This window comes from Paraburkholderia jirisanensis (genome assembly GCF_054782355.1).
In genome coordinates this window covers 111,138-135,093 of the sequence record NZ_BAAGSQ010000021.1, presented here as the reverse complement: position 1 = coordinate 135,093, position 23,956 = coordinate 111,138, and the positions used below count along the sequence as shown (strand labels likewise).

The 23,956-nt window shown below is 64.4% G+C and carries 23 protein-coding genes, 1 tRNA gene and 1 pseudogene; 13 read left to right on the top strand and 12 right to left on the bottom strand.

Features of this window, described 5'->3' with window-relative positions; translation table 11 throughout:
* Nucleotides 1-81: 81 nt before the first annotated feature.
* From ACYVNQ_RS09870 to ACYVNQ_RS09860, 3 genes are all read left to right on the top strand, one after another.
* Nucleotides 82-333, top strand: a complete 252-nt coding sequence (locus ACYVNQ_RS09870) for an AbrB/MazE/SpoVT family DNA-binding domain-containing protein (protein ID WP_460902295.1) — start codon at nt 82-84, stop codon at nt 331-333.
* The gene (locus ACYVNQ_RS09865) at nt 327-677 is read left to right on the top strand and encodes a type II toxin-antitoxin system ChpB family toxin (RefSeq protein WP_460902294.1); all 351 of its coding nucleotides are present in this window, start codon (nt 327-329) and stop codon (nt 675-677) included. Before ACYVNQ_RS09870 ends, ACYVNQ_RS09865 begins: the two co-directional genes overlap by 7 nt.
* Before the next feature lie 151 nt (nt 678-828).
* The gene (locus ACYVNQ_RS09860; protein ID WP_460902293.1) at nt 829-999 is read left to right on the top strand and encodes a hypothetical protein; all 171 of its coding nucleotides are present in this window, start codon (nt 829-831) and stop codon (nt 997-999) included.
* A 58-nt stretch (nt 1,000-1,057) separates the two neighbouring features.
* Here ACYVNQ_RS09860 and ACYVNQ_RS09855 read toward each other — a convergent pair whose 3' ends face one another.
* On the bottom strand, nt 1,058-1,963 hold the full coding sequence (locus ACYVNQ_RS09855) for a LysR substrate-binding domain-containing protein (RefSeq protein WP_460902292.1): 906 nt from the start codon (nt 1,961-1,963) through the stop codon (nt 1,058-1,060).
* A 19-nt stretch (nt 1,964-1,982) separates the two neighbouring features.
* Here ACYVNQ_RS09855 and ACYVNQ_RS09850 point away from each other — a divergent pair, with 19 nt between their 5' ends.
* Nucleotides 1,983-2,264: a hypothetical protein gene (locus tag ACYVNQ_RS09850; RefSeq protein ID WP_460902291.1), complete on the top strand. Its 282-nt coding sequence runs from the start codon at nt 1,983-1,985 to the stop codon at nt 2,262-2,264.
* Here ACYVNQ_RS09850 and ACYVNQ_RS09845 read toward each other — a convergent pair.
* A complete protein-coding gene (locus ACYVNQ_RS09845; protein ID WP_460902290.1) occupies nt 2,248-3,384 on the bottom strand; it encodes a porin in 1,137 nt (378 codons plus the stop codon). The genes ACYVNQ_RS09850 and ACYVNQ_RS09845 overlap by 17 nt on opposite strands.
* Nucleotides 3,385-3,478: 94 nt before the next feature.
* Nucleotides 3,479-4,519: pseudogene (locus ACYVNQ_RS09840) on the bottom strand (ABC transporter substrate-binding protein).
* A gap of 711 nt (nt 4,520-5,230) precedes the next feature.
* Here ACYVNQ_RS09840 and ACYVNQ_RS09835 point away from each other — a divergent pair.
* Complete coding sequence (locus ACYVNQ_RS09835) at nt 5,231-6,703, top strand: aminotransferase-like domain-containing protein (protein WP_460902289.1); 1,473 nt, start codon at nt 5,231-5,233, stop codon at nt 6,701-6,703.
* A gap of 545 nt (nt 6,704-7,248) precedes the next feature.
* Nucleotides 7,249-7,587 (top strand): hypothetical protein, encoded by a 339-nt coding sequence (locus ACYVNQ_RS09830; protein ID WP_460902288.1) that lies wholly within the window; start codon nt 7,249-7,251, stop codon nt 7,585-7,587.
* Nucleotides 7,588-7,787: 200 nt separating this feature from the next.
* Here the strand turns inward: ACYVNQ_RS09830 and fabI are convergent, their stop codons facing one another.
* Entirely contained in the window at nt 7,788-8,579 is a 792-nt protein-coding gene (gene fabI, locus ACYVNQ_RS09825) for an enoyl-ACP reductase FabI (protein WP_460902287.1), read from the bottom strand.
* Nucleotides 8,580-8,923: 344 nt separating this feature from the next.
* On the opposite strand from fabI, the gene ACYVNQ_RS09820 reads away from it, so the two are divergent.
* The 5 genes from ACYVNQ_RS09820 to ACYVNQ_RS09800 all read left to right on the top strand — a co-directional run bounded on the left by ACYVNQ_RS09820 (nt 8,924) and on the right by ACYVNQ_RS09800 (nt 15,477).
* Nucleotides 8,924-10,756 (top strand): extracellular solute-binding protein, encoded by a 1,833-nt coding sequence (locus ACYVNQ_RS09820; RefSeq protein ID WP_460902286.1) that lies wholly within the window; start codon nt 8,924-8,926, stop codon nt 10,754-10,756.
* A 91-nt stretch (nt 10,757-10,847) separates the two neighbouring features.
* Nucleotides 10,848-11,888, top strand: a complete 1,041-nt coding sequence (locus ACYVNQ_RS09815; protein WP_460902285.1) for a microcin C ABC transporter permease YejB — start codon at nt 10,848-10,850, stop codon at nt 11,886-11,888.
* 1 nt (nt 11,889) lies between these two features.
* Nucleotides 11,890-12,996 carry an ABC transporter permease gene (locus ACYVNQ_RS09810; RefSeq protein WP_460902284.1) on the top strand — a complete coding sequence of 369 codons (1,107 nt, stop codon included), beginning with the start codon at nt 11,890-11,892 and terminating at the stop codon, nt 12,994-12,996.
* 5 nt (nt 12,997-13,001) lie between these two features.
* Complete coding sequence (locus ACYVNQ_RS09805) at nt 13,002-14,645, top strand: ABC transporter ATP-binding protein (RefSeq protein WP_460902686.1); 1,644 nt, start codon at nt 13,002-13,004, stop codon at nt 14,643-14,645.
* A gap of 121 nt (nt 14,646-14,766) precedes the next feature.
* Nucleotides 14,767-15,477, top strand: coding sequence for a C40 family peptidase (locus tag ACYVNQ_RS09800; RefSeq protein WP_460902283.1), 711 nt, complete (start codon nt 14,767-14,769; stop codon nt 15,475-15,477).
* 173 nt (nt 15,478-15,650) lie between these two features.
* Here ACYVNQ_RS09800 and ACYVNQ_RS09795 read toward each other — a convergent pair whose 3' ends face one another.
* On the bottom strand, nt 15,651-16,676 hold the full coding sequence (locus tag ACYVNQ_RS09795) for a patatin-like phospholipase family protein (protein ID WP_460902685.1): 1,026 nt from the start codon (nt 16,674-16,676) through the stop codon (nt 15,651-15,653).
* A gap of 208 nt (nt 16,677-16,884) precedes the next feature.
* Between ACYVNQ_RS09795 and gltX the strand changes: the two genes are divergently transcribed.
* Together gltX and ACYVNQ_RS09785 are read left to right on the top strand one after the other, a co-directional pair.
* Nucleotides 16,885-18,297, top strand: coding sequence for a glutamate--tRNA ligase (gene gltX, locus ACYVNQ_RS09790; protein WP_460902282.1), 1,413 nt, complete (start codon nt 16,885-16,887; stop codon nt 18,295-18,297).
* Between the two features lie 136 nt (nt 18,298-18,433).
* Nucleotides 18,434-18,509, top strand: a tRNA-Ala gene (locus tag ACYVNQ_RS09785).
* Between the two features lie 351 nt (nt 18,510-18,860).
* Here ACYVNQ_RS09785 and ACYVNQ_RS09780 read toward each other — a convergent pair.
* From ACYVNQ_RS09780 to ACYVNQ_RS09750, 7 genes are all read right to left on the bottom strand, one after another.
* Complete coding sequence (locus ACYVNQ_RS09780; protein WP_460902281.1) at nt 18,861-19,952, bottom strand: alpha/beta fold hydrolase; 1,092 nt, start codon at nt 19,950-19,952, stop codon at nt 18,861-18,863.
* Between the two features lie 36 nt (nt 19,953-19,988).
* A complete protein-coding gene (locus ACYVNQ_RS09775; RefSeq protein ID WP_460902280.1) occupies nt 19,989-20,741 on the bottom strand; it encodes an HvfC/BufC family peptide modification chaperone in 753 nt (250 codons plus the stop codon).
* Nucleotides 20,738-21,769, bottom strand: a complete 1,032-nt coding sequence (gene bufB, locus ACYVNQ_RS09770) for an MNIO family bufferin maturase (protein WP_460902279.1) — start codon at nt 21,767-21,769, stop codon at nt 20,738-20,740. Before bufB ends, ACYVNQ_RS09775 begins: the two co-directional genes overlap by 4 nt.
* A gap of 110 nt (nt 21,770-21,879) precedes the next feature.
* On the bottom strand, nt 21,880-22,149 hold the full coding sequence (gene bufA2 / locus ACYVNQ_RS09765) for a BufA2 family periplasmic bufferin-type metallophore (RefSeq protein ID WP_460902278.1): 270 nt from the start codon (nt 22,147-22,149) through the stop codon (nt 21,880-21,882).
* A gap of 106 nt (nt 22,150-22,255) precedes the next feature.
* The gene (locus ACYVNQ_RS09760; RefSeq protein ID WP_460902277.1) at nt 22,256-23,029 is read right to left on the bottom strand and encodes an alpha/beta fold hydrolase; all 774 of its coding nucleotides are present in this window, start codon (nt 23,027-23,029) and stop codon (nt 22,256-22,258) included.
* A 68-nt stretch (nt 23,030-23,097) separates the two neighbouring features.
* The gene (locus tag ACYVNQ_RS09755) at nt 23,098-23,580 is read right to left on the bottom strand and encodes a DoxX family protein (protein ID WP_460902684.1); all 483 of its coding nucleotides are present in this window, start codon (nt 23,578-23,580) and stop codon (nt 23,098-23,100) included.
* Nucleotides 23,580-23,855: a BufA1 family periplasmic bufferin-type metallophore gene (locus ACYVNQ_RS09750; RefSeq protein ID WP_460902276.1), complete on the bottom strand. Its 276-nt coding sequence runs from the start codon at nt 23,853-23,855 to the stop codon at nt 23,580-23,582. Before ACYVNQ_RS09750 ends, ACYVNQ_RS09755 begins: the two co-directional genes overlap by 1 nt.
* Between the last annotated feature and the right edge of the window lie 101 nt (nt 23,856-23,956).

Here is a 23,956-nt window from a genome sequence, read left to right as displayed (position 1 = left end):
ATGTAGATACGATGTAGATACAAATTCTTGACGGTTGCAAGGAGGGTATCTACAATGACTCTACGTTATGGAGGTGGTGCAATGGAACTGTCGATTCAGAAATGGGGCAACAGCGCGGCCGTGCGCCTGCCAACCGCATTACTCGAACAACTCAAGGTCGCATTAGGCGACAAGCTCGAGGTTGATGTGCGTGCCGAAGGCATTATGCTCAAGCCGGCTCGGCACAAGTACGCGCTTGATGATCTGGTGGCGCAATGCGATCCGAAAGCACCGATGCCAGCGGATCTGGCCGCATGGAACAGCATCAGGCCGGTCGGACGTGAAGCATGGTGAGGCGTGTCAAGTTTGATCGGGGCGACATCGTGCGCGTGAATCTGAACCCCACTGCGGGCCGGGAACAGCAGGGCGATTTTCGCCCCGCACTCGTGCTGTCGCCCGCTGCGTTCAATGCGCTCGGTGTCGCGCTAGTCGCGCCGATCATTCAGGGCGGTGAATTTGCCCGCTTCGCTGGTTTTGCTGTGCCGTTGTCGGGTTCTGGCACGGAAACCCAAGGCGTTGCGCTCGTGAACATGGTCCGTACGCTGGACCTCGAAGCACGAGGTGCGAAGAAAATCGAGCGCGCACCAGCCGAGGTGGTGGACGATGCGCTCGCTCGCCTGCAAACGATTCTGGATTGACGAAAAAATGGCGGACGGCGACACGCCACTCAAAATCACGCTGCGCTGACAACCCTCCACACGAACGGCGCTCAACGGCCGCGTCACCGCAGATGGCATCGCGCACGGCAATTTCGGCGAGGTCGCCAAGGGTGCGCTCGGCGTCGGTCAGTTGGCTATGCTCGCGGTGCCGGGCGCGGGCGAAGGCGAACTGCCGGCGCCGGCGTTGGCCAAATCGGCGACTACCGATCTGCTCAAGGGCGATGACGTTGTCTATCGGTTGAAGCCGGATAACGCCAGCCGGGCGGCGCGCGTCGGCGTGGCGGCGAAGTCCTCCGCATAAACGCCACGCGCGTTGCTGCGGCATCGGCCGACCGAAAACCCCCGCCGCCATGTCGCGCTCAACGTGTCACGTGATGATCGATCAGCCAGCGGCTAAAGCTGCGCACGCGCGCCGTTTCCAGCACCTCGGGCCGCACGTCGAGCCAATAGCCATGCTGGCCTTCGATTTCCAGTGGGCTCAACTGCACCAGCGTGCCGTTCTCCAGTTCCTGCTCGACCATGTTGCGATCCGCTACCGCGATACCGAGCCCGGCGGCCGCCGCATGAATCACCTGATCGAGCGTGCTGAACTCCAGCTCGCTGCGCGGCGCGAGCTCCGCGCCGAGGTTTGCTTCCGCAAGCCACGCGTCCCACACCAGCAGACGCCGGTCGATATCGAGGATGTACAGCCATGGATGCTGCGTGAGCGCCGCGCGCAACGCTTCGTCGCTGGCAGGCGGCTCGCGAAAATCGCGCGCCGAGCCCACCAGAATGTGCCGCTCGCGCATCAGCAGCGTGCTCTGGCAGCCGGGTAGCGCTTCGAGGCCGAAGCGGATCTGGCAGTCCTCGTTACGCTCGGTGCCGGGCAGCGCGCCGTACTCGTTGGTCAACGAAATATGCAGCTCCGCAAAGCGCTGCTGGAAGTCGCGCAGCCGTGGCGTGAGCCAGCGCGTCGCGAGCGTCGGCGCGGCGTTGATGCTGAGCAGGTTGTTGGCCGGGTCGGTGCGGATCGTATCGAGCGTCTGCGCGATGCTGTCGAAGGCGGCCTGTAGTGTCGGCAGCAGGCGCTTGCCGGCCGGCGTGATCTCGAGCCGGTGATGATGCCGCATGAAAAGCGGCGTGCCCAGGTACTCTTCGAGCAGCCGGATCTGCCGGCTGATCGCGCCCTGGGTCACGTGCAGCGTCTGCGCCGCCTTCGTGAAGTTCAGCGTGCGGCTTGCCTCTTCAAACGAGCGCAAGGCCGACAGGGAAGGAAGGCGGCGCATGATCGGGCGGCTCCTGTAGGTGCGTGGTGGCCGATGTGGCCCGGGGCAGAAGGTCAGCGTTCAGGACATCGGTGTTCAGGACATCGGCGTCCGGAACGCCGACGCTCAGAACGTCGGTGCTCAGAACGTCGGTGCTCGGAACACCGGTGCTCGGAACACCGGTGCTCAGAACATCGGTGCTCAGAACATCGGTGCTCAGGACATCGGTGCTCAGGACATCGGTGCTCAGAACGTCGACGCTCAGAACATCGTGTTCGGAACGTCAGCATTCAGGACATCGACGCTCAGAACGTATGCGTGATGCCCGCGCGCGTGACGACCTGGGTCTGCGAACCCGACGGGTTGAAGCCCGCGATCTGCGCGTTCAGTGCAGCACCGGCAGCGCGCTGGTACGAGCCCATCAGATATAGCGAGGTCTGCTTCGACAGGCTGTACTGCGCGATCGCGTTCACCTGGTGGTACTTCGGCTCGCTGTCGGTCGCGTGATCGAGGCCGGTGGTGAACGTATAGCCGAGCCCCGTGGCAAGCGCCGGCGTGACCTGGTAGATGCCCGAGATCTCGTAGTTCTGGAAATGCAGGTCGTGGCTGCCGTCGCCGCTGCGGAAGTTCACGCTCGAGAAATTGCCCATCAGCTTGAAGCTGCCGATCGCGTACGATGCGCCGGCCGCCAGCACGTCCTGGCTGCGTGCGTTGGCGAGCGCGTCGCCGTACACCGCATTGACGAAGCTGCCGCCGCTGCCGTAGCCGGCCACCGCGGTAATCGGCGTATAGACCCGCAGATAGCCGACGCCCGCGGCAAACGCGCCGTGGCTATAGCCCGCCGCCGCGCTATACGACGAGTTGCTCGAGAACTGCCCCGCCGAGCCGCCGAGCGAATAGTGGCCTTCCACCGTCACGCCGCCGATCGTCGGGCTCACGTACTTCACCGCATTGTTGATCGGGAAGCCGTTGTCGAGGTTGTCCATGTCGTTCGGATGCGAGAAGTACCATCCGCCGTACTGGCCGTTCAGCGAGAACGGCTCGACGATATCGACGTTCGCGTCCCACTGCTTGCCGAAGGTCAGCGTGCCGTAGCGGTCCGACTGCACGCCGACGTACGCATTGCGCGAGAACGCGAGGCCGCCGCCGAGTCCGCCGGTGGCCGCATTGAAGCCGCTCTCCAGTCGGAAGATCGCGGCCAGTCCGCCGCCCAGGTCTTCCTTGCCTTTCACGCCCCAGCGGCTGCCGGCCGGCACGCCGCTTTGCATCTGCCACAGCTTGTTGCTGCTGCCCGGCACCAGCTTGCCGTTGGCGCCGTCGGCGACGTTGTTCGCGTAATCGATGCCCAGATCGATCAGGCCGTACAGCGTCACGCTGCTTTGCGCGTGCGCGCCTGCCGCGGCCAGCGCGAGCGGCAGCGCCGCGATCAGTTTCCTGTTCATGCTTGAGTTCCTGTTTCAGGGGCCGCTTTGGAGGTGACTAGACGCGGCCCCGGTTTGTTGTTGTGTTTGGTGCGGTGTTTGTGGTTCTGTGGGCTCAGGCGTCGAGCGCCTTTTGTACTTTTGCCGCGACGTCGGCTGGCACCCATTGCTTCCACATGTCCGGATGACGCTTCAGGAAGTTGACCGCTTCGGTCTGTGCGTCGACCTTGTGCTCGTTCATGTCGAGAATCGTCGTGTTCAGGAAGTCGAGCGGCAACGCGACCTTCGAGAAGAACGTCATCACGTCCGGCTCGGCCTGCGCGAACGGCGTCGCGACGCCGACCTTCAGATGCGATACCAGGTACGCCGAGGCGCACGGCTGCGGGCTGTTTTCCGCACGCAGCGATTTCCAGCACTTGTCGTCGAAGGCGGGCATCTTCAGCTGCACGAACCTGTACTTCGCCATCAGCGCGGCCGGCTCCCAGTAGTAGAAGAGGATCGGCTTGCCGCGCTGGTACGCGGACGCAATCGCCGCATCGAGTGCGGCGCCGGTGCCGGGGCGGAAGTTCGTGTAGCTGTCGTCGAGCTTGAGCAGCTTCAGGAGCCGCGTGTTGACGCGCTCGCAGTCCCAGCCCGACGGGCAATTCAGGAAGCGGCCGTGGTCGGGTTCTTCGTCGTCGGCGAACAGGTCCTTGTAGCGCGGCAGGTCGGTTACCGAGGCAAGGCCCGGCGCAGTCGGCTTGATGCCGCGCTGCGGGTCGCCGTGAATCACCTAGTCGGGCACGTACCAGCCTTCTTTCGTGCCGCCCGGCAGCGTGTCGCCGACCAGCTTCACGCTGCCCGCCTGAACCGCATTGCTGACGATCTCGGAGCGGCCGGTCCATTGCTCGGACCACACCTGCAGATCGTTGCGCGATAGCGCGGTTTCGGTTGCCGCGGTGCTGCCGGGCACCACGTCGGTCTGGCAGCCGTAGCCGTTCTTCAGCACGAAGCGCAGCACTTCGGCGGTGAAGTTGCCGCTCTCCCACGTGACGCCCGCAAAACGCACGGGCTTGCCGGCCGCGCACCATGTGCCGGCGGCATGCGCGGGCAGCGCAGCGGCCGCGAGCGGCAATGCGAGAAGGGCGGCGCGAAACAGTCTGGAAATGCGATACATCGTCGGTGTCTCCTTTTATGAATGGCGTGTGGAGCTGCTGAGGTCGGGCGTACGCAAGCACGCGGCGCACGGTGGAGGTGCGCTGCGGGTTTGCTGCGTTTGCTTGTCGTCTTGTCGTGCGAGGCGCGTTAGCCGGAGCGGGGTGCGGTGCCTGGTGCTTGACGGGTGCCGCTGAACGCATGGCGGCTCGCGTGTGCGGGGCGGCACGGCGGCAGGCTTGCGGCGCTGCGGCCTTGCGCGCTTGCTGTGCCTGCTGCGCTAACTGCGCTAACTGCGCTAACTGCGCTAACTGCGCTAACTGCGCTAACTGCGCTAACTGCGCTAACTGCGCTAACTGCGCTAACTGCGCTAACTGCGCTGTGCGCGGCGGCCGCGAGGGCACGCGGAAATCGGCGCGGTGGCGATGGGGCAGGCTGTGCCGCGGGCAACGGGGTGGAGGCGGCCTGAGTGCGGCTGCGGGTAATACGTTCGAGGCGATCTGTCATGTGTTTTATGCCGCGTGGCGCTCGGGTCCCGCTGCGATGCGGGGCCGCTGACGCGTGCGGTTGTCTCCTGCCGACTATGGCGTGGAGGAGATGCTAGAGGGGCAATGCGAGGGGTTCAATGCAGTCAATCAAAGTAAATGAATGCCTTCAATTCTGCGAATTGGGCGCCGATAATGTAGCAATCGGCTGCATGTCGGTGCATTGATATCAAAACAGGAAACACAGAATGAACACGTGGTTGCCGAAGCTGGCGCGCGGCGGCGAGCCCAAATACCGCTCGATTGCAGACTCCTATGCGCAGGCAATCCGCAACGGCCAGCTGCCGCCCGGCGAAAAATTGCCACCGCACCGGGTGCTCGCGCGGCAGCTCGGCGTAACCACCGGCACCGTGAGCCGCGCCTACGCGGAGCTCGAACAGCGCGGCCTCGCGATCGCGCGGGTGGGCGACGGCACGTATGTGGCCGAATATGTCGCCGAATTCGATCGGTATGCGGCCGCTGCCGATGCTGTGCGATCCGCGCGTACAGCCACGGGTACGCCGCCTGGCGACATCGGGCAAGGTGCCGCAAGCGCGACGCCTCTGCCGCAGGCCGCTTCACGCCTGATCGACCTCGGCCAGAACGTACCGGTGCCGACCCAGGCCGCCCGCGTGCTCACCGCAACACTGCGCGAGCTCGCGCTCGACGAGCGGCTCGCCGGCGAGTTGCTGCTGTATCAGCCTGAAGCGGGGCGCCGTTCGCATCGCGAGGCGGGCGCGCACTGGCTCGCGACGATGGGCTGCGCGGCGTCGGCCGAGCGGGTGCTGGTCACGCAAGGCGCGCAGCATGCGCTCGCCTGCGTGTTGCGCGCGGTACTGCGCCCGGGCGACACGATCGTCGCCGAGGCGCTCAGCTATCCGGGCATCCTCGCGCTTGCGCGGCAATTGCGGCTGAACCTGGTCGGCATCGAGATCGACGAAGAAGGGCTGGTGCCGGAGGCCCTCGAACGCGCCTGCACGGTGCTCGCGCCGCGCGCGGTGTTTTGCGTGCCGACGCTGCACAACCCGACCACGGTGACGATGTCCGACGCGCGCCGCCGCGCGATCGCCGACATTGCGCTGCGCTACAACGTGGTGGTGATCGAAGACCTCGTGCCGGCTGCGATACTGGCGACGCCGCCACGGCCAATCGCGGCGTTGCTGCCCGAACATGGCATTGCGATCAGCGGCTTTTCGAAAGCGGTCGCACCGGGCTTGCGCATCGGCTATGTGCACGCACCGCAGGAATGGGTCGGCAAGATCGTCGCGGTGATCCGCAGCGATTGCTGGATGACGGCGCCGCTGGCGGCCGAAATCGTCACGCGCTGGATCGACAGCGGCGAGATCGCGCGGCTGATTTCATTGCAGCGCGAACGGATCGATGCGCTACATGCGCTTGCCGCCGAAGCGCTCGACGGTGTGCCGTATCGCACCGATGCGGCGAGCGCGCATCTATGGCTGCCGCTTGCCGAACCATGGCGTGCCGCCGAGTTTGCGGCAGCGCTGCGTCAGGCGGGCGTGCTGGTGAAGACCGCCGACAGCTTCGCGATCGGCCGCGGCGCGGTGCCGCACGCGGTGCGGGTCAGTATGAGCGGTGCGCGTAGCGCAGAGGCGTTGCGCGATGGCCTGCAGATGATCGCACGTACGTTGCGCAATGGGCCGGAGGGGTTGTATTCGGCGTGAGGCGACAGGCGTGAGGCGTGAGGCGTGAGGTGTGAGGTGTGAGACGCGAGGCGTGAGGCGTGAGGTGAGTGGCGTGAGGTGAGTGGCGTGAGGCGAGTGACGAGTAGCGTGAGTGGTGAGGAGCGTGAGTGGCGAGGAGCGAGCGGCGCACTCCGCGTGATGCCGCAGCGAATAAAGCGTTGGTTCAGGCGCCATCGTGCGGCTACAATGCGTCGCTTCATTCCACAGCCTGCGCCTCGCATTCTCACACAAGCTCATAAGCATGCTTACGATGTGCGCGATTGCGTTGCAGGCGCGCCGGATACCGTCAGGCACACCGCTCACCATCAAGTTTTCACGCGTGCTGCCGATAAGTCGCGCAACGGCAATGTCGGGCCGTTGCGTCACCAAATGCTGTTGCGTGTAACCGGACGTTACAGAGTGGCCGATGACGCGATGTTATGCATCAGTTATTACAAAGTTGAAATATACAGGCGTCCCCGGTTTGTTATATTGAGACGCAGGTAGTCCACAACCACAACACACACTCGCAAATAGGTGAAACCATGAAGACTACGCGTCTTGTCCCGCTGCTGGTAGGTGCGCTCGCAATTGGCGTGTCGAGCGCGGCCATGGCCGGCGTCCATGTAGGCGTCAACATCGGCATTCCCGCTCCCGTCTATGTCGCTCCGGCGCCGACGTACTACGCGCCGCCGCCCCCGCCGGTCGTGTATCAGCCGGCACCGGTGTACGCTGGTCCCGCCATCTTCATCGGCTGGCACGGTGACCGCTACTGGGACGGCCGCCGCTACTGGGGCCGCGACGACTGGTATCGCCATCATGGCGGTGGCCGTTACGGTCACGGCGGCTATGGCCACGATCATGGCCACGGTGGCTGGCACTAAGTGGTCGACACCGGGCGGCAACGTGCTCAGGTACGCGACGTTCGATGATGATGAAAAAACCGCCGTTAACCGGCGGTTTTTTCTTTTGGCCGTTTGCATATGCAACGATATGAGCGCGGTCGTGCAGGCGACGTTGTGCTTTGCGCTTCACACTTTCTGCTTCCCGCTGCTTAGTGCTTCCCGCGTGCCGGGTCTAGCCGCTATTCGCTAACGCCCCCAAGCCCACCCGCCACCGCGCTAAAGCCGCTATCGACGTGCACGATCTCCGCGGTCACACCCGCCGCCAGCCCTGAAAGCAAAAACGCCGCCGTATTGCCGACCTGTTCGATCGTCACATTGCGCTTGAGCGGCGCATTGTTTTCGACGAACTCGAGAATCTTGCCAAAGCCCTTGATGCCGCTAGCCGCAAGCGTCTTGATCGGCCCCGCCGAAATACCGTTGACGCGAATTCCCTTGCCGCCAAGCGACACCGCGAGATAACGCACGCTCGCTTCGAGCGAAGCCTTCGCGAGGCCCATCGTGTTGTAGTTCGGCACGGCGCGTTCGGAGCCGAGATAGGTGAGGGTGAGCAGTGCGGCGTCGTTGGCCAGCATCGGCAGCGCAGCCTTCGCGAGAGCCGCGAAGCTGTACGCCGAAATATCGTGCGCAATGCGGAAGTTTTCGCGCGAGACGCCATCGAGAAAATCGCCGGCAATCGCTTCGCGTGGTGCAAAGCCGATCGAATGCACGAGGCCGTCGAGGCTGTCCCAATGCTGCTTCAGCGATGCGAATAGCGCGTCGATCTGCGCGTCTTCGGCGACGTCGCATGGGAACACCAGATCGCTGCCGAACTCGGCGGCGAATTCGGTGATGCGGTCCTTGAAGCGCTCGCCGACGTAGGTGAACGCGAGTTCGGCGCCTTCGCGCTTGCAGGCCTGCGCAATACCGTAAGCAATCGAACGATTCGACAGCAGACCGGTCAGCAAGATACGTTTGCCAGCGAGGAAGCCCATGGATTCTCCTGTGAGGTTGATGCCCGGCGTGATGTCCCGCGTGGGGGACTCCGCGATGCGGCGCATGGCGCAACGTGACGCTACGTGGCGCAGCAGGCAATGCATGACGCGATGTTCAGCGCCTTGTGCACGGTTTGCGGGCACGCGCGGCATTTATGGTTAGAATTCTCTCACACTGCAATTGCCTGCCAATCTCCAGGGACCTTATGACGACCGGCACACGACGGCTTGAACCACTCCGCGCCGCTTTGCGCTTCGTGCTTCGTTTGTCGTCGTTGCCGCTGCCGTCCCAGTCGTCGCCGTCATCACATACCGCGCGAGCGCGCGTGTTCGCGGCGCTATGCATGATGTTCGTGCTCTGCGGTTCAGCGCTGTGGTTCGCTTCACCGGCGCTGGCGGTTTACGCGATTGCCCAATACGGCGACCCGAAGTACCCGCCCGGTTTCACGCACTTCGATTACGTGAACCCGAACGCGCCGCGCGGCGGCACACTGGTGCTCGCGAACCCGGGCCGTTCGACGAGCTTCGACAAGTTCAATCCGTTCACGTTGCGCGGCAACGCGGCGCCCGGCATCGATCTGCTGTTCGAGAGCCTGACCACCGGTAGCTCCGACGAAGTCGCATCCGCTTACGGCCTGCTTGCCGACGATATCAACGTCGCGCCGGACGGCATGTCGACGACATTCCACATCAATCCTCACGCGCATTTTTCGAACGGCGATCCGGTCACCGCGGACGACGTGAAGTTCTCGTTCGACACGCTGAAAAGTCCGCAAGCCGCGCCGCAATTCGCCGCGTATTTCGCCGATATCACGCGCGCGGTAGTGGTCGATCCGGCGACGATCCGCTTCGAGTTCCGTCAGCGCGACCGCGAGTTGCCGCTGCTCGCGGGCGGCATGCCGGTGTTCTCGCGCAAGTGGGGCGTGAAGCCCGACGGCAGCCGCACGGCCTTCGATCAGCTGGGGTTCGAAACGCCGATCGGTAGCGGCCCGTATCTGATCGAACGTTACGAAAACGGCCGCACGATCACCTATAAACGCGATCCCAACTACTGGGGCGTGAAGCTGCCGGTGCGGGTAGGGATGTTCAACTTCGAGCGCATCAACTACAAGCTGTATGGCGATCCGACCGCGCGTCTCGAAGCGTTCAAGGCGGGCGAGTACGACGCGCTGGTCGAGTACGTCGCGCGCACGTGGGTGCGGCGCGACGTCGGCAAGAAGTTCGACAGCGGCGAGTTGATCAAGCGCGAGTTCCCGCAGCACAACGGCACCGGCATGCAGGGCTTTATCCTGAACCAGCGGCGGCCGCTGTTCCAGGACGTGCGGGTGCGCGAGGCGCTCGACCTCGCGCTCGACTTCCAGTGGCTCGACCGGCAGCTGTTCTACAACCAGTACAAGCGCATCGACAGCTTCTTCGTGAACACCGATCTGCAGGCCAAAGGCCTGCCGACGCCGGGTGAACTGAAGCTGCTCGAGCCGTGGCGCAAGAACCTCGAGCCGTCCGTATTCGGCTTGCCGCCGGTGCAGCCGGATACCGATCCGCCCGGTTCGCTGCGCGCGAATCTTCTGAAGGCGCGCGCACTGCTCGCGCAGGCCGGCTGGACCTACCGCGACGGCGCGTTGCGCAATGCGAAGGGCGAGCCGTTCGAGTTCGAGATTCTCGACGATTCCGGCTCGGCCGCGAGCTTCGAACCGGTGATCGCGCCGTATCTGCGCAACCTCGAAAAGCTCGGCATTCATGCACGGTTTCGCGTCACCGATTTCGCGGTCTACCAGAAGCGTCTCGACGCGTTCGATTTCGACGTGACGACGCTGCGCTATCCCGATGTGCAGGTGCCCGGCGCGGACATGATCGACCGCTTCGGCAGCAAGTCCGCGAACGAACCCGGCTCGGGCAATCTGATCGGTCTCAAATCGCCTGCCGTCGATGCGATCCTGCGCGCGCTGGTCGGTGCGCAGACGCGCGAGCAACTGGTCGACGCAACGCACGCGCTCGACCGCGTGCTGATGCATGGTTACTATGTGGTGCCGCACTGGTACAGCGCGACGCATCGCGTGGCCTACAAGCGCGGCCTCGCATGGCCGCAGACCTTGCCGCTGTACTATTCGGCGGAAGGCTGGATCACGTCGATGTGGTGGTTCGCGCAGCCGCAGGGTGGGCAGGCGGCGAAGCCATAGTGGCTTGCCCAGACACCTCCGGACACCTTTAGCCACGCTTGCGCTTGCCCGACTCGAACCACCACTCAACCCGCCGCACCGGATTGCCGCCATGTGGAGCTACATCCTCAAACGCCTGCTGTTGATGATCCCGACGCTGATCGGCGTGCTGACGTTGACGTTCGGCGTGATCCAGTTCGTGCCCGGCGGCCCGGTCGAGCAGGCGGTGCATGAACTGCGCCGCAGCAGCGCGGAGGGCGGCACGCCGTTCGGCCTGCGCGCGCATAGCGGCGTCGACGCGCAGCAGATCGCGCAGTTGAAAGCGCTGTACGGCTTCGACAAGCCGCCGCTCGAACGCTACTGGCTGATGCTCAAGCGCTTCTCGCATTTCGATCTCGGGCAGAGCTATTTCCGCCATCAAAGCGTGTGGTCGCTGATCGTGTCGAAGCTGCCGGTGTCGATCAGCATCGGCCTGTGGACCTTCTTCCTGACCTATCTGATATCGATCCCGCTCGGCATCGCGAAAGCGGTGCGCAACGGCTCGCGCTTCGATGTCGCCACCAGCCTCGTGGTGCTGGTCGGCTATGCGATCCCGGGCTTCGTGCTGGGTGTGTTGCTGCTCGTGCTGTTCGGTGGCGGCAGCTTCCTGCAGTTGTTTCCGCTGCGCAATCTGACCTCGGACAACTGGGATCAGCTGAGTCTCGTGGGCAAGGTGCTCGATTATCTGTGGCACATCACGCTGCCGGTGGTCGCGTCGGTGGTGGGCAGTTTCGCGGTGATCACGATGTTGACCAAGAACGCGTTCCTCGACGAGATCCGCAAGCAATACGTGCTGACCGCCCGCGCCAAGGGTCTGTCCGAGCGGCGCGTACTGTGGAAGCACATTTTCCGCAATGCGCTGTTGCCGCTGGTAGTCGGCTTTCCGGGCGCGTTTATCGGTGCGTTCTTCACCGGCAGCCTGCTGATCGAAACGCTGTTCTCGCTCGACGGGCTCGGCCTGCTGTCGTACGAGTCGGTCACGCGGCGCGACTACCCGGTGGTGCTTGGCACGCTGTATCTGTTCACGCTGATCGGCCTTGCCACTAAGCTGATCTCCGACCTCTGCTACGTATGGGTCGACCCGCGCATTCAATTCGAACAACTGGAGCGCTGATTTGAGCCGTATCCGTTCCGATGCCGAACCGGTTTCGCGCGACACGCCCGTGCGTGCGTTCGTGTCGCCTTCGCCCGCGCGCCGTGTGTGGCTGCGTTTCAAGCAACAGCGCCTCGGCTACTGGAGCATGATCGTGTTTATCGTCGCGTTTGCGGCGAGCCTCGCGGGCCCGCTGTGGTGCAACGACAAGCCGCTGGTGGTGCGCTACGAAGGTCACCTGTATTTTCCGCTATTCGAAACCTATCCGGAGACGACCTTCGGCGGCGACTTCCCGACTCCCGCCGATTATCTCGACCCGTATATCCGGCACCGCTTCGACACCAACGGCAATTTCGCGGTGTATCCGCCGAATCCGTACTACTACGACACGCTGAACTACTTCTCGAAAGTGCCGAACCCGGCGCCGCCGTCGCGCGACAACTGGTTCGGCACCGACGATCGGGGCCGCGACCTGTTCGCGCGGCTACTGTACGGCTTTCGTGTATCGGTGGAGTTCGCGCTGGTGCTGACGGCCATCGGCACGCTGTTCGGCGTGCTGGCGGGCGCCGTGCAGGGTTACTTCGGCGGCAAGACCGACATCATCGGCCAGCGGCTGATCGAAATCTGGAGCGCGCTGCCGGAGCTTTATCTGCTGATCATCTTTGCGTCGATCTTCGAGCCGGGCTTCGTGCTGCTGATCGTGCTGCTGTCGCTATTCGGCTGGATCGGGCTGTCCGATTACGTGCGCGCGGAGTTTCTGCGTAACCGCCAGCAGGACTACGTGCGGGCCGCGCGCGCGATGGGCTTGTCGAACTGGCAGATCATCTGGCGCCACGTGCTGCCTAACAGCCTGACGCCAGTCATCACGTTTTTGCCGTTTCGCATGAGCGGGGCGATTCTCGCGTTGACCAGCCTCGATTTTCTCGGCCTCGGCGTGCCTTCGCCGACGCCGAGCCTCGGCGAACTGCTGGCGCAGGGCAAGGCCAATCTCGACGCATGGTGGATCTCGCTGTCGACCTTCTGCGTGCTGGTGATCACGCTGCTGCTGTTGACCTTCATGGGCGATGCACTGCGCAATGCGCTCGATACGCGGATCTCCGATGCGATGCGTGCCGGAGGCAATCAGTGAGCACGGTGCCGCAATACGAAGGGCAAGCCGCCTCGGCCGATACGCCGCTGCTGGAAATAGACCGTCTGCGCGTGAGCTTCGGCGATACGGTGGCGGTGAACGATGTGTCGCTTGCGATCGCGCGCGGCGAGCGCGTGGCGCTGGTCGGCGAATCGGGCTCGGGCAAGAGCGTGACCGCGCTGTCGATCCTGCGGCTCGTGCAAGATGCGCAATTGAGCGGCGCGATCCGCTTCAACGGTGAAGATCTGCTCGCCAAAAGCGAACGCGAGATGCGCGGCCTGCGCGGCAGCGACATCGCGATGATCTTCCAGGAGCCGATGACCGCGCTGAACCCGCTGTACTCGATCGGCGAGCAGATCGCCGAGACGATCGTGCTGCACGACGGCGTGAGTTCCAGCGAGGCGCGCAAGCGCGCGGTCGAGCTGCTCGGCCGCACCGGTATTCCGGAGCCCGGCAAGCGTGTGAACAGCTACCCACATCAGCTGTCGGGCGGGCAGCGCCAGCGCGCGATGATCGCGATGGCGCTGGCATGCCGGCCGCGGCTACTGCTTGCCGATGAGCCGACCACCGCGCTCGACGTGACGATCCGTGCGCAGATCGTCGAGTTGCTGCTCGAACTGCAGCGCGACGAAGCGCAAAAGCGCGGCATGGCCGTGCTGCTGATCACGCACGACCTGAACCTCGTGCGCCATTTCGCGCATCGCGTCGCGGTGATGGAGAAGGGCGTGCTGGTCGAAAGCGGGCCGGTCGAGCAGCTGTTCGCCGCGCCCCAGCACCCGTACACGCAGCGCCTGTTGCAAAGCCGCCCGCAGCGCGCCGTCGTGCCGGTGCTGCCGATCGCGCCGGTGCTGCTCGATGCGCGCGACGTGTCGGTCGATTTCAAGACGAAGCTGCCGGGTTTCGCGGGCTGGTTCGGAGCAGGGCGGTTTCGCGCAGTCGATGCCGCGACTGTGTCGGTGCGTCAGGGCGAGACGCTCGGCATCGTCGGCGAATCGGGCTCCGGCAAATCGACGCTGGCGATGGCGCTGCTCGGCCTGCAGCGCACGGTGCACGGCGACATCGAATTCGAAGGCAAGCCGCTCGCGAGTTTCCGCGGGCGTGAGCGCACGGTGCTGCGCTCGCATATGCAGGTGGTGTTTCAGGACCCGTTCAGTTCGCTGTCGCCGCGCCAGACCATCGAGCGCATCGTCGGCGAGGGGCTGGCGTTGCACCGGCCTCAGCTCGATGCGGCCGGGCGGCGCGAGAAGGTGCTGACGGTGCTGCGCGAAGTGGGCCTCGACCGCACCGCGCTATACCGCTATCCGCATGAATTCTCCGGCGGCCAGCGGCAACGCATCGCGATTGCGCGGGCGCTGGTGCTCGAGCCGCGCATCCTGATCCTCGACGAGCCGACCAGCGCGCTCGACGTATCGATCCAGCAGCAGGTGCTGAAGCTGCTCGCCGGCTTGCAGCAGAAATACAACCTCGGGTTTGTCTTTATCAGTCACGACCTCGCGGTGATCGGCGCGATGGCGCATCGCGTTGCGGTGATGAAAGACGGATCCATAATCGAGAGCGGCGACGTTGAGAAAATTTTTGCGTCGCCCGCGCACCCTTACACCCGAAAGCTGCTCGAAGCGGCCTCTGGTGGTGAAATCTCACCGATGTAACCAATTGTATGCGGATCTCCATTGTATTTTTCTATTCCTTTTGACACACGAATACTTACTAGCTAGTATCGACCAAACTTTTTTCCTATCCCTCTGATTTTTAGGCAAAAGCTACCGACCAATGCAGCACGGATCTCTACCCCAGGCTTGTACGCGCGTCGTCGCCGGGATGTTCATTGGCGTACTGATGGCAGCAGCTCCCGGTGTTTTCGCCGACGAAGTAAGCAGCTTTAACCAGAATGCCGCATTTTCGCCCCTCTCGAGCTTCTCGAATGCAGGCGCGCAGAATGCACAGACTCCCCCTTCGAATTCGTCCCCATCAGCAAACGTTACCCCTGCACCCGCTAGCGAGAGCAGCGCGAAGTCGTTCCTGTCCGGCATGGCCGGTAAGGCCGGCGACGTGGTGGTCGGCGCGCTGAACATGATCGGCGTGCGTTACCGCTGGGGCGGTACCTCGCCCGATTCGGGCCTCGATTGCAGCGGCTTCGTCCGCTACGTATTCCAGGACACGCTCGGTATGGCGCTGCCGCGCCGCGCCGAAGAAATGAGCCGCGTCGGCGAGAAGGTGCGCGTCAGCGAACTGAAGCCGGGCGATCTGGTGTTCTTCAACACGATGCGCCGTACGTTCTCGCACGTGGGCATCTATATCGGCGACAACAAGTTCGTGCACTCGCCGTCCACCGGCAGCACGATCCGCGTCGACGACATGGACGACAAGTACTGGGAAAAGCGTTTCACCGGCGCGCGCCGCGTGGAAACGTCGTTCACGCCGGACCAGCAGCAGGATCTGCGTCAGCGCGTGAGCGCGACGCTGGGTGGCGGCAACAACTAAGGTTCACGCTGCAGCGGTTTGAAAAGCGCAAGGCCCGCCTCTCTGGACGCGGGCCTTGGTGTTTTTGCACGTCAGGTTTCGCGTACGCCGTGCAGTGCTGCAGGGCGTTGCAGCCGCTGAATGTAAGGTCGCCGCGTGTTCATGCTCCGCGGCGCGCTTGCAGACACCTTCACTTACGCCGCTACGCGGCTTGCCGACAGCTTGCGCTGCAGTTCCGGCATGATCTTCGCAACCGCTTCCTCGCCCGCCAGAATCGCCGCGTTACGCTGGCTGAAGTCGCTGCTGCTCATCGCGTTCAGATTCGGTCGAATCACGAGGTCTGCGTATTTGTCCAGTTCGTAGGCCTTGATCGTCTGGCCCATGATCGTGAAGGTCTGCATCAACACGTCCAGCGAGCTCTGCGTGAGCCCGCTCTCCGGGCGCGACGAGATATCGACGGCGATCACGAAGTCCGCGCCCATGCGCCGCGCGAACGACGCCGGCACGGGGCTCACGAGGCCGCCATCGACGTATTCATGCGTGCCGATCTTCACCGGCTCGAAGATCGACGGCACGCTGCACGACGCGCGCACCGCGACGCCGGTGTTGCCGCGCTGGAACAGGATCGGTTCGCCAGTGCGCAAGTCGGTCGCGACGATGCCGAGCGGCTTGCTCATTTTCTCGATCGGCCGGTTGTCGAGCGTGGTGTTCAGGTAGTTCTGCAGCGCGACGCCTTGCAGCAGCCCGCGCGTGCGAAACGGCATCGCCCAGTCGCTGATCGACGCTTCGTCCATTTTCAGCGCGAGGCGGTTCAGCGCAAAGCCGTTCATCCCCGATGCATACAGCGCGCCGACCACCGAGCCCGCGCTGGTGCCGCACACGAGGTCGATCTGCACGTTGCGCGCTTCGAGCGCCTTGATCACGCCGATATGCGCGAAGCCGCGCGCGGCGCCGCCGCCCAGCGCGAGGCCGACGCGTAGCGGCCGCATTGGCTTCGTAACCGGCGGCGCGGGCGGGTTGGTTTGCGCGGGTTGTCCGTTCGCGGCGGTCGTGTTCGACGGCTTGACGGGCTCCGGCTGGCTGCCGCCGGACGCCGCGCAAGCGCTCAGGAAGGCGGACGCGGCGGCGATCGAAAAACTGCGGCGAGAAAGGCGTGGCGACGAAGGTTTCAACAAGTTTCTCCTGCTGCGGCGTGCGGGCCGCGACGCGCGGCAGACCACCTGATGGAGGCCGACGCGCGCCACATCATAATGCAAAGCCTGAGCGCTGCGACAAACTGTACGCTGCGGTGTCGAGCATGCAGCGCGCCTTCAGCACAGCGGCAATCGCAAGCAGACCGTGAAGGTATAATTCGCCTCTTCGCTTTCTGATCTGCAGCCGCGCGACATTGCTTCACGCGTGTCGCGTTGCGCCTTCGAGTAATCGTCCATGACCGCTTCCGCCGTCCGTACCCGCTTCGCACCGAGCCCCACCGGCTTCATTCACCTGGGCAACATCCGTTCCGCGCTGTATCCGTGGGCGTTCGCGCGCAAGTCGAAGGGCGTGTTCATCCTGCGCATTGAAGACACCGATCTCGAGCGCTCGACGTCCGAATCGGTCGACGCGATCCTCGAGGGCATGAAGTGGCTCGACCTCGATTTCGACGAGGGCCCGTACTACCAGATGCAGCGCATGGACCGCTATCGCGAAGTGCTGCAGCAGATGGTCGAGAAGGGCCTGGCCTACCCGTGCTACATGTCGACCGAAGAACTCGACGCGTTGCGCGAACGGCAGCGTGACGCGGGCCTTAAGCCGCGCTATGACGGCACGTGGCGCCCGGAGCCGGGCAAGGTGCTGCCGGCTCCGCCCGCGGGCGTGCAGCCGGTGCTGCGCTTTCGCAATCCGCTGACCGGCGTGGTCGGGTGGGACGATGCGGTGAAGGGCCGCGTCGAGATCTCGAACGAAGAGCTCGACGATCTGGTCATCGCGCGCCCGGACGGCACGCCGACCTACAACTTCTGCGTGGTGGTCGACGATCTCGACATGCGCATCACGCACGTGATCCGCGGCGACGACCACGTGAACAACACGCCGCGCCAGATCAACATCCTGCGCGCGCTGGGCGGCGAGATTCCGGTCTACGCGCACTTGCCGACCGTGCTCAACGAGCAGGGCGAGAAGATGAGCAAGCGTCACGGCGCGACCAGCGTGACCGGCTATCGCGACGCCGGCTATCTGCCCGAGGCGGTGCTGAACTATCTGGCGCGGCTTGGCTGGTCGCACGGCGATGCGGAAATCTTTTCGCGCGAGCAGCTGCTCGAGTGGTTCGACCTCGAACACCTTGGCAAGTCGCCCGCGCAGTACGACCACGACAAGCTGAACTGGCTGAACAGCCACTACATCAAGGAAGCCGATAACGCGCGGCTGGCGGAGCTGGCGCAGCCGTTCTTCGCCGAGCTCGAAATCGATGCGGCGGCGCTTGCGAACGGCCCCGATCTGAGCGCCGTGGTGGCGTTGCTGAAGGACCGTGCGGCGACCGTGAAGGAGATCGCGGAGAACGCCGCGATGTTCTATCGCGAGCCGCAGCCGGACGCCGCTCTGCTCACGCAGCACGTGACCGATGCGGTGCGTCCGGCGCTTGCCGATCTGGCTACCGCGTTGAAGAGCGTCGAGTGGAGCAAGGAGGCCATCGCTGCCGCGCTGAAGGCGACGCTCGGCACGCACAAGATCAAGATGCCGCAGCTTGCGATGCCGGTGCGGCTGCTGGTGGCCGGCACCACGCATACGCCGTCGATCGACAGCGTGCTGCTGCTGTTCGGCCGCGACAAGGTGGTGAGCCGTATCGAGAAGGCGCTGGCCTGAGCGCGCTGCATGCAGCGTGCAGTGGCGTGCCGCGCCGATCGCGAAAAAGATCGGCGCACGAAAAAAGATCGCTGCATGCTGCAAAGGTATTTACAAAGCGGAATTTGCTGTCTAGAATCTCGTTTCTGTTCTGCAAGGGGGTATAGCTCAGCTGGGAGAGCGCTTGCATGGCATGCAAGAGGTCAGCGGTTCGATCCCGCTTACCTCCACCAACCGATTCGTCGTTTCGTAGTTCGTTGTTAATCGTTGTTGGGTCCGCAGCAGAACACAAAGAAAAGCCCTGAGATTTCAGGGCTTTTTCTTTTTCGGCCGGATTTCGGTCTGGTCTTGGCCGGGTCTCGACTCATCTCCCGGCGCGCTTCGGTTTGCTTCAGTTAGCCTTGGAGTGCGTGGTTGGCTTCAGTTGCCTTCGCTTGCCTTCAGTCGCCTCAGGCACGCACATACACCCACGCCTCGTTGCCCGACTTCCGCCGCACGCTGATGCACCGATAGTCCGACACTTCGGCGGCACTCGCATGCAGCACTCACATGCGCCGCTCACGTGCGTCATTCACACACGTCACTCACGTGCGCCACCTACCATTGCGCGCCAGCTGCGCAACCGCATCGGCGAATGCCTGCGGTGCCTCTTGCGGCAGGTTGTGCCCGGCACCCGCAATCTGCCGGTGCTCGCGCGGGCCGCTGAATTTCGGCGCCGACGCATGCCCATCGGTTGCCGGAATCACGCCGTCGGACTGGCCGTCCATCGTGATCGTCGGCACGCGGATCGCCGGCAACTGCGCAAGCTTTTGTTCATCGCGCTCGTACTGCGGATCGCCCGCTGCGAGCCCCAACCGATGCCGGTACGAGTGGATCACGACGTCGACGTAATCGGGGTTGTCGAACGCGGCGGCCGAGCGCGCGAAGGTCGCTTCGTCGAAATGCCAGGCCGGCGAATTGTTCTTCCACAGGATGCGCGCGAGGTCGCGGCGGTTGGCCGCAAGGCCGGTGCGGCCGCGCTCGGTCTGGAAGTAGTACTGGTACCACAGCCCCCATTCGACGCCCGCCGGCAGCGGCGCCTGCGCGTGTGCGATGTCCTGGATCAGATAGCTGTTCACCGATACCAGGCCGACGCAGCGCGTGGGGTGCAGCGCCGCCGCGACGCATGCGCCGCGGCCGCCCCAGTCGTAGCCGGCGAGCACCGCTTCGGGAATATGCAGCGCGTCCATTAGCGCAATCACGTCGGCGCCCATCGCGGCCTGCTGGCCGGAGCGCGGCGTGTTCGCGTCGAGAAAGCGGGTGGTGCCGTAGCCGCGCAGGAACGGCACGATCACGCGATAGCCTTGCGCGGCGAGCAGCGGCGCGACGTCGACGTAGCTGTGCATGTCGTACGGAAAGCCGTGCAGCAACAGCACCGGGCGGCCGCTTTCCGGGCCTGCTTCGTGGTAGCCAATGTCGAGAAGATCGGTGTGCACCTGGCGCAGGGGCAGCGTCGGTAGCGTTTGCGATGCTTGCTGCGTTTGCTGTGCATTGCCGGCGGTCACCGGATGGTGGTCGGACGACCGGGCGCCGCTGGCCGCGCGCGCTGTGGGCATGATGCTGCCCAGCGCTGCGCCCGCCAGACTCGCGACGCCCGACAGCAGCAAGCGGCGCCGTTGAGACAAGCTTTCACTCATGGTGTTTTCCTTTGCAAGTAGTGAACGGCCGCGACCTTAGGCCTGATCGACGCCGCTAATCAGTTCGTTGCCGAGCCAGCCGGCGAGCAGCGCGCCGGCGCGCGCGATACCGTCGGCTTCGCCGAGGCGCTCGACCAGCAGCGTGCACAGCGCGGCAAAGCTGCCGTCGCGTTGCAGCTGCAGCAGCGCAATGCGTTCCAGCGCGTCCACCTGCGCCACGTAGCAGGTGAAGGCGCGGCGCCATACGATCAGCTCGCCGGGTTCGGCTAGCATCGTCGCTTCGGGGGCCGTCGTGCCGGCGCGGAGTGCGGACCACAACTGCTGTGCATTGGTGGTCGCTACGCGGTGCCGCAGCGATGGCGTGAGCTGTAGCCGCGCGCTGTCCCAGTCGATGGTTACGAGCGCATCGGGCGTCAGCGGCACCGCGTCGGCGGCGACGAACGCTTCGCCAAGCGCCTGCTCGATCCACGCCAGTTCGTGCAGATCCGGGTTGTGCGGATACAGCGCGGCAAGCGTCGCGCCGAAACCGGACGGGTAAGCGTCGAGCGTGAATGCGTGCGGCGCGTGAGTGTCGATGTGCGTGATCGCGGCCTCGCGGAACGCGTCTTCACCAAGCCATGTGCGCAGCTGCGGAAACGATTCTTCGAGACAGCCGACTAGTTGCGCGCGGTAGTTGTTCTGATAGACGGCGAGTCCGGCCGGCGCGACCGTTGCCAGCCGAGCCGCGGCAGCAGTGGACGAGCCGGCGAGCCATGCACGGAAATCGCGCTGCATGCTGGCGAGCGTCATGCGGCCTCCGTGATGCGGGGATGCGTGGAAAATGCGCTGTGTGCGGGGGGAGCAGCATGCGTGCCGCGCGCGTCATGCGCGTCGTGCGCGTCGTGCGTACCTTGAGTGCGATCCGCGTCACGAGCATCACCCGCGTCACGAGCATCACCCGCATCACGAGCATCACCCGCATCACGAGCGTCACCCGCGTCACGAGCGTCACCCGCATCACCCACACCCAACGCGCGCGCCGTCGCCAGTTCCTCGAGCAGTTCCGCAAGCGGCGGAATCTCGCCATCGCGTTCGATCATCGTCGCGACCGGACCGACACGATTGCGCGCCTGCGCATACAACGCCCACACGGCATCGCATACCGCGCTGTCGTGCGTATCGATCAGCAGGTCTGCGCCCTGGCTGTGGCCGGCCAGATGAATCTGCCGCACGCGATCAGCCGGTATTCCATCGAGAAACGCAAGCGCATCGAAACCGTGATTCGTTGCGCTCACATAGATATTGTTGACGTCGAGCAGCAGCTCGCAGCCGGTGCGCTGCGTGACGGCCGCGAGAAATTCCCATTCGCTCATCTGCGCATCGCCGAACGCGACATAGCTCGACGGATTTTCGACCAGCATCGGCCGGCCGAGCACGTCTTGCGCGAGCGCGATATTCGCGCACACCACATCGAGCGCTTCGGCCGTATAAGGCACCGGCAGCAGGTCATGCGAATTGAAATCGCCGATACGCGACCAGCTCAGATGGTCCGACACGAACAGCGGTTCGATCTCATCGACAAGCGCTTTCAGACGCCGCAGATACGCGCGATCAAGACCGTCGGCCGAGCCGATCGACATCGACACGCCGTGCAGCACCACCGGATGCCGTTCGCGTACCTGCCGCAAGATATGGCGCGGCTGGCCGCCTTCGACCATGAAATTCTCGGAGATGACTTCGACGAAGTCGACCGGCACGGCCGTCTCGAGAAGGTCGCGGTAGTGCTCCTTGCGCAGGCCGAGACCGTAGCCTGAGAAGCGTAGGTTGGATGCGGGCATCGCGTGCACTCGTCGGTGAGATCGGGGAACCGCAGGTCCGGCGCGCGGCTTGTATCAAGCGCATGGCAGGCGCGTAGTACGCGCAAGCACGTCCGGACCTGCACGGCGCTTTATTGCGGCTCGGTCAGCGTGCCGCCGGCCTTCAGGCACTCCGACGCGGGCTTCACCAGCACGCCCTGGCCCTTGCAGCTGTTGAGGCCTTTGCAGTCGTTCTTGGCGGTCGCGCACAGGCTGGTGCCTTTGCAGGTATTGAGGCCGTAGCAGCGGCTCGGTTCGTCGGCGCCGGCGGCGTGAGCCGGGCTCGCGACGGAAACAGTGGCGAGGGCGACCAGCGCGGCGGCGCTGGCGAGGCTCAGGCGGGATTTGATCGACGGATTCATGCGGTACTCCAGAACAGGGTTGAGTCAGTGGGTGCAACGGCAGGTTTCAACGAAGCGCGTGCTTGTTGCGCGCTTGTTGCGCGCTTGTTGCTCGCTTGTTGCGCGATTACTTCGCGTTTTGCGCCGCTTCTTCGATCACCTTCGCAACCGCTTCCGGCTGCGAGATATAGACCGCATGGCTGGCCTTGATCTCGGTGACCTTCGAGCCGGCGCGTTTGGCCATCCAGCGTTCGAGGTCCGGATTCAGCGCGTGGTCGTCGGTTGCGACGACGGCGTAGCTCGGCTTGTCGTGCCATGCGGCCGAGGTGGCCGGCGCAGTGAACGCGGCGAGCGCGGCCGGCACCTGCGATACCGCCATGAAGTCCGTGCGGTTCTTCGTCAGGTCACCGGCGAAGTCGGCGGCGAATTTCGCCGGGTTCAGGAACAGCTGGCCGCCGGCGGTTTTCTGCACATCGTCGCTCGGCTGCTTCATCGTCGAGACCAGCTTCGCGAGACTTTCGCCGGCCTCCGGCTGCAGCGCCGCGACGTACACCAGCGATTTCACCTTCGCGTCGGCGCCGGCCACCGTGATCACCTGGCCGCCGTAGCTGTGGCCGACCAGCACGACAGGGCCATCCTGCGCAGCGATCGCATCGCGGGTGGCGGCGACGTCGGCATCGAGCGTGGTCAGCGGCTCTTGCACGACGGTGACGTGGTAGCCCTTGTGAAACAGGATGTCGTGCACGACGCGCCAGCCGGAACCGTCGGCGAACGCGCCGTGGACGATCACGATGTTCTTCGCGCCGCTCGGGGCATCCGCATGTGCGGTGGAACTGAATATCGGTGCAGCCAGCGCGAGCGCGGCCAGCGTGAGGCTCGAAAGGGTTTGACGAAGAGGCATGGGGTTGAAGGCCATATAGGTTTGAATGTCGAGGGGTGGTGAATAGCGGGTGCCGCGAATTGCGCGGGCTATTTGCGCGAGCTGAACAAACAACTGAACCGGTGATCGAGCGACCACGTGCCGCCGCCATACGCAATGAGCGGCAACAGCAGGCCGGCCCAGCTCAGATGCGTCGGCCATGCATCGGGGTAGACGAAGATCTCGATCACCGCGGTCATGCCGAACAGCGCGGCCGCGGACAACCGCGTGCACAGCCCGAGCACCAGCAGCACCGGAAACAGATGCTCGCAGCAGGTCGCGATGCGGGCGGCCACCACGGGGTCGATCAGCGGCAGTGCGTATTCGCTGCGAAACAGCTCGTACGTGGTGGACTTGATGGTCAGGAAGCCTTCCACCTTGGTGCGCCCCGACTGAAAAAACACTGCGGCGATGCCCACGCGTGCGATCAGCAGCAACAGCGCTTGCGGCAACAGGCGCTGCAGCCATGCGGCCGGCGCATGCGTCGGCGGCGACGGCTGAACCGCTGCGGTGTGCTGCAAGCCCGTACGCATCACGATTTCGCCTCGAGCGAGCCATAGCCCTTCGGCGTCTTGATGCTGGTGCAGGTGCCTTTCTCGACTGCGATCCATGCGTTGCTCTGGTAGTCGGTCTTCGACGTACCGGCGCAGGTCGTGCCGGCACCCGCTGCGCAATCGTTCTTGCCGGCGAGCGCGACGCCGTAGCATTTTTCGGTGCGCGTGACCGCTTCGGCGGCGTGCGCGCTGCCGGCCAATGCGGTGAGCGACAGCGCGAGGCTGGCGGCGAGGACGGCGTTCGAGGTTTTCATCTGCTGCTCCTTGGTCGGGTGGTGTGACACGAAGTGAAACGAGTACTGCGACAGGGTAATGTATCGCATGCGATGTAATCGAATGCGTCGCATATTAACGG

Excerpts from the sequence above, each read along its gene's own strand:
- ACYVNQ_RS09835 (WP_460902289.1), top strand. The coding sequence starts at position 5,231 with ATGAACACGTGGTTGCCGAAGCTGGCGCGCGGCGGCGAGCCCAAATAC.
- ACYVNQ_RS09815 (WP_460902285.1), top strand. The coding sequence starts at position 10,848 with ATGTGGAGCTACATCCTCAAACGCCTGCTGTTGATGATCCCGACGCTG.
- ACYVNQ_RS09775 (WP_460902280.1), bottom strand. The coding sequence starts at position 20,741 with ATGACGCTCGCCAGCATGCAGCGCGATTTCCGTGCATGGCTCGCCGGC.
- bufA2 (WP_460902278.1), bottom strand. The coding sequence starts at position 22,149 with ATGAATCCGTCGATCAAATCCCGCCTGAGCCTCGCCAGCGCCGCCGCG.
- ACYVNQ_RS09780 (WP_460902281.1), bottom strand. The coding sequence starts at position 19,952 with ATGAGTGAAAGCTTGTCTCAACGGCGCCGCTTGCTGCTGTCGGGCGTC.
- ACYVNQ_RS09755 (WP_460902684.1), bottom strand. The coding sequence starts at position 23,580 with ATGCGTACGGGCTTGCAGCACACCGCAGCGGTTCAGCCGTCGCCGCCG.
- ACYVNQ_RS09800 (WP_460902283.1), top strand. The coding sequence starts at position 14,767 with ATGCAGCACGGATCTCTACCCCAGGCTTGTACGCGCGTCGTCGCCGGG.
- ACYVNQ_RS09870 (WP_460902295.1), top strand. The coding sequence starts at position 82 with ATGGAACTGTCGATTCAGAAATGGGGCAACAGCGCGGCCGTGCGCCTG.
- ACYVNQ_RS09750 (WP_460902276.1), bottom strand. The coding sequence starts at position 23,855 with ATGAAAACCTCGAACGCCGTCCTCGCCGCCAGCCTCGCGCTGTCGCTC.
- bufB (WP_460902279.1), bottom strand. The coding sequence starts at position 21,769 with ATGCCCGCATCCAACCTACGCTTCTCAGGCTACGGTCTCGGCCTGCGC.
- ACYVNQ_RS09845 (WP_460902290.1), bottom strand. The coding sequence starts at position 3,384 with ATGAACAGGAAACTGATCGCGGCGCTGCCGCTCGCGCTGGCCGCGGCA.
- ACYVNQ_RS09830 (WP_460902288.1), top strand. The coding sequence starts at position 7,249 with ATGAAGACTACGCGTCTTGTCCCGCTGCTGGTAGGTGCGCTCGCAATT.
- ACYVNQ_RS09855 (WP_460902292.1), bottom strand. The coding sequence starts at position 1,963 with ATGCGCCGCCTTCCTTCCCTGTCGGCCTTGCGCTCGTTTGAAGAGGCA.
- fabI (WP_460902287.1), bottom strand. The coding sequence starts at position 8,579 with ATGGGCTTCCTCGCTGGCAAACGTATCTTGCTGACCGGTCTGCTGTCG.
- gltX (WP_460902282.1), top strand. The coding sequence starts at position 16,885 with ATGACCGCTTCCGCCGTCCGTACCCGCTTCGCACCGAGCCCCACCGGC.
- ACYVNQ_RS09865 (WP_460902294.1), top strand. The coding sequence starts at position 327 with ATGGTGAGGCGTGTCAAGTTTGATCGGGGCGACATCGTGCGCGTGAAT.
- ACYVNQ_RS09820 (WP_460902286.1), top strand. The coding sequence starts at position 8,924 with ATGATGTTCGTGCTCTGCGGTTCAGCGCTGTGGTTCGCTTCACCGGCG.
- ACYVNQ_RS09760 (WP_460902277.1), bottom strand. The coding sequence starts at position 23,029 with ATGCCTCTTCGTCAAACCCTTTCGAGCCTCACGCTGGCCGCGCTCGCG.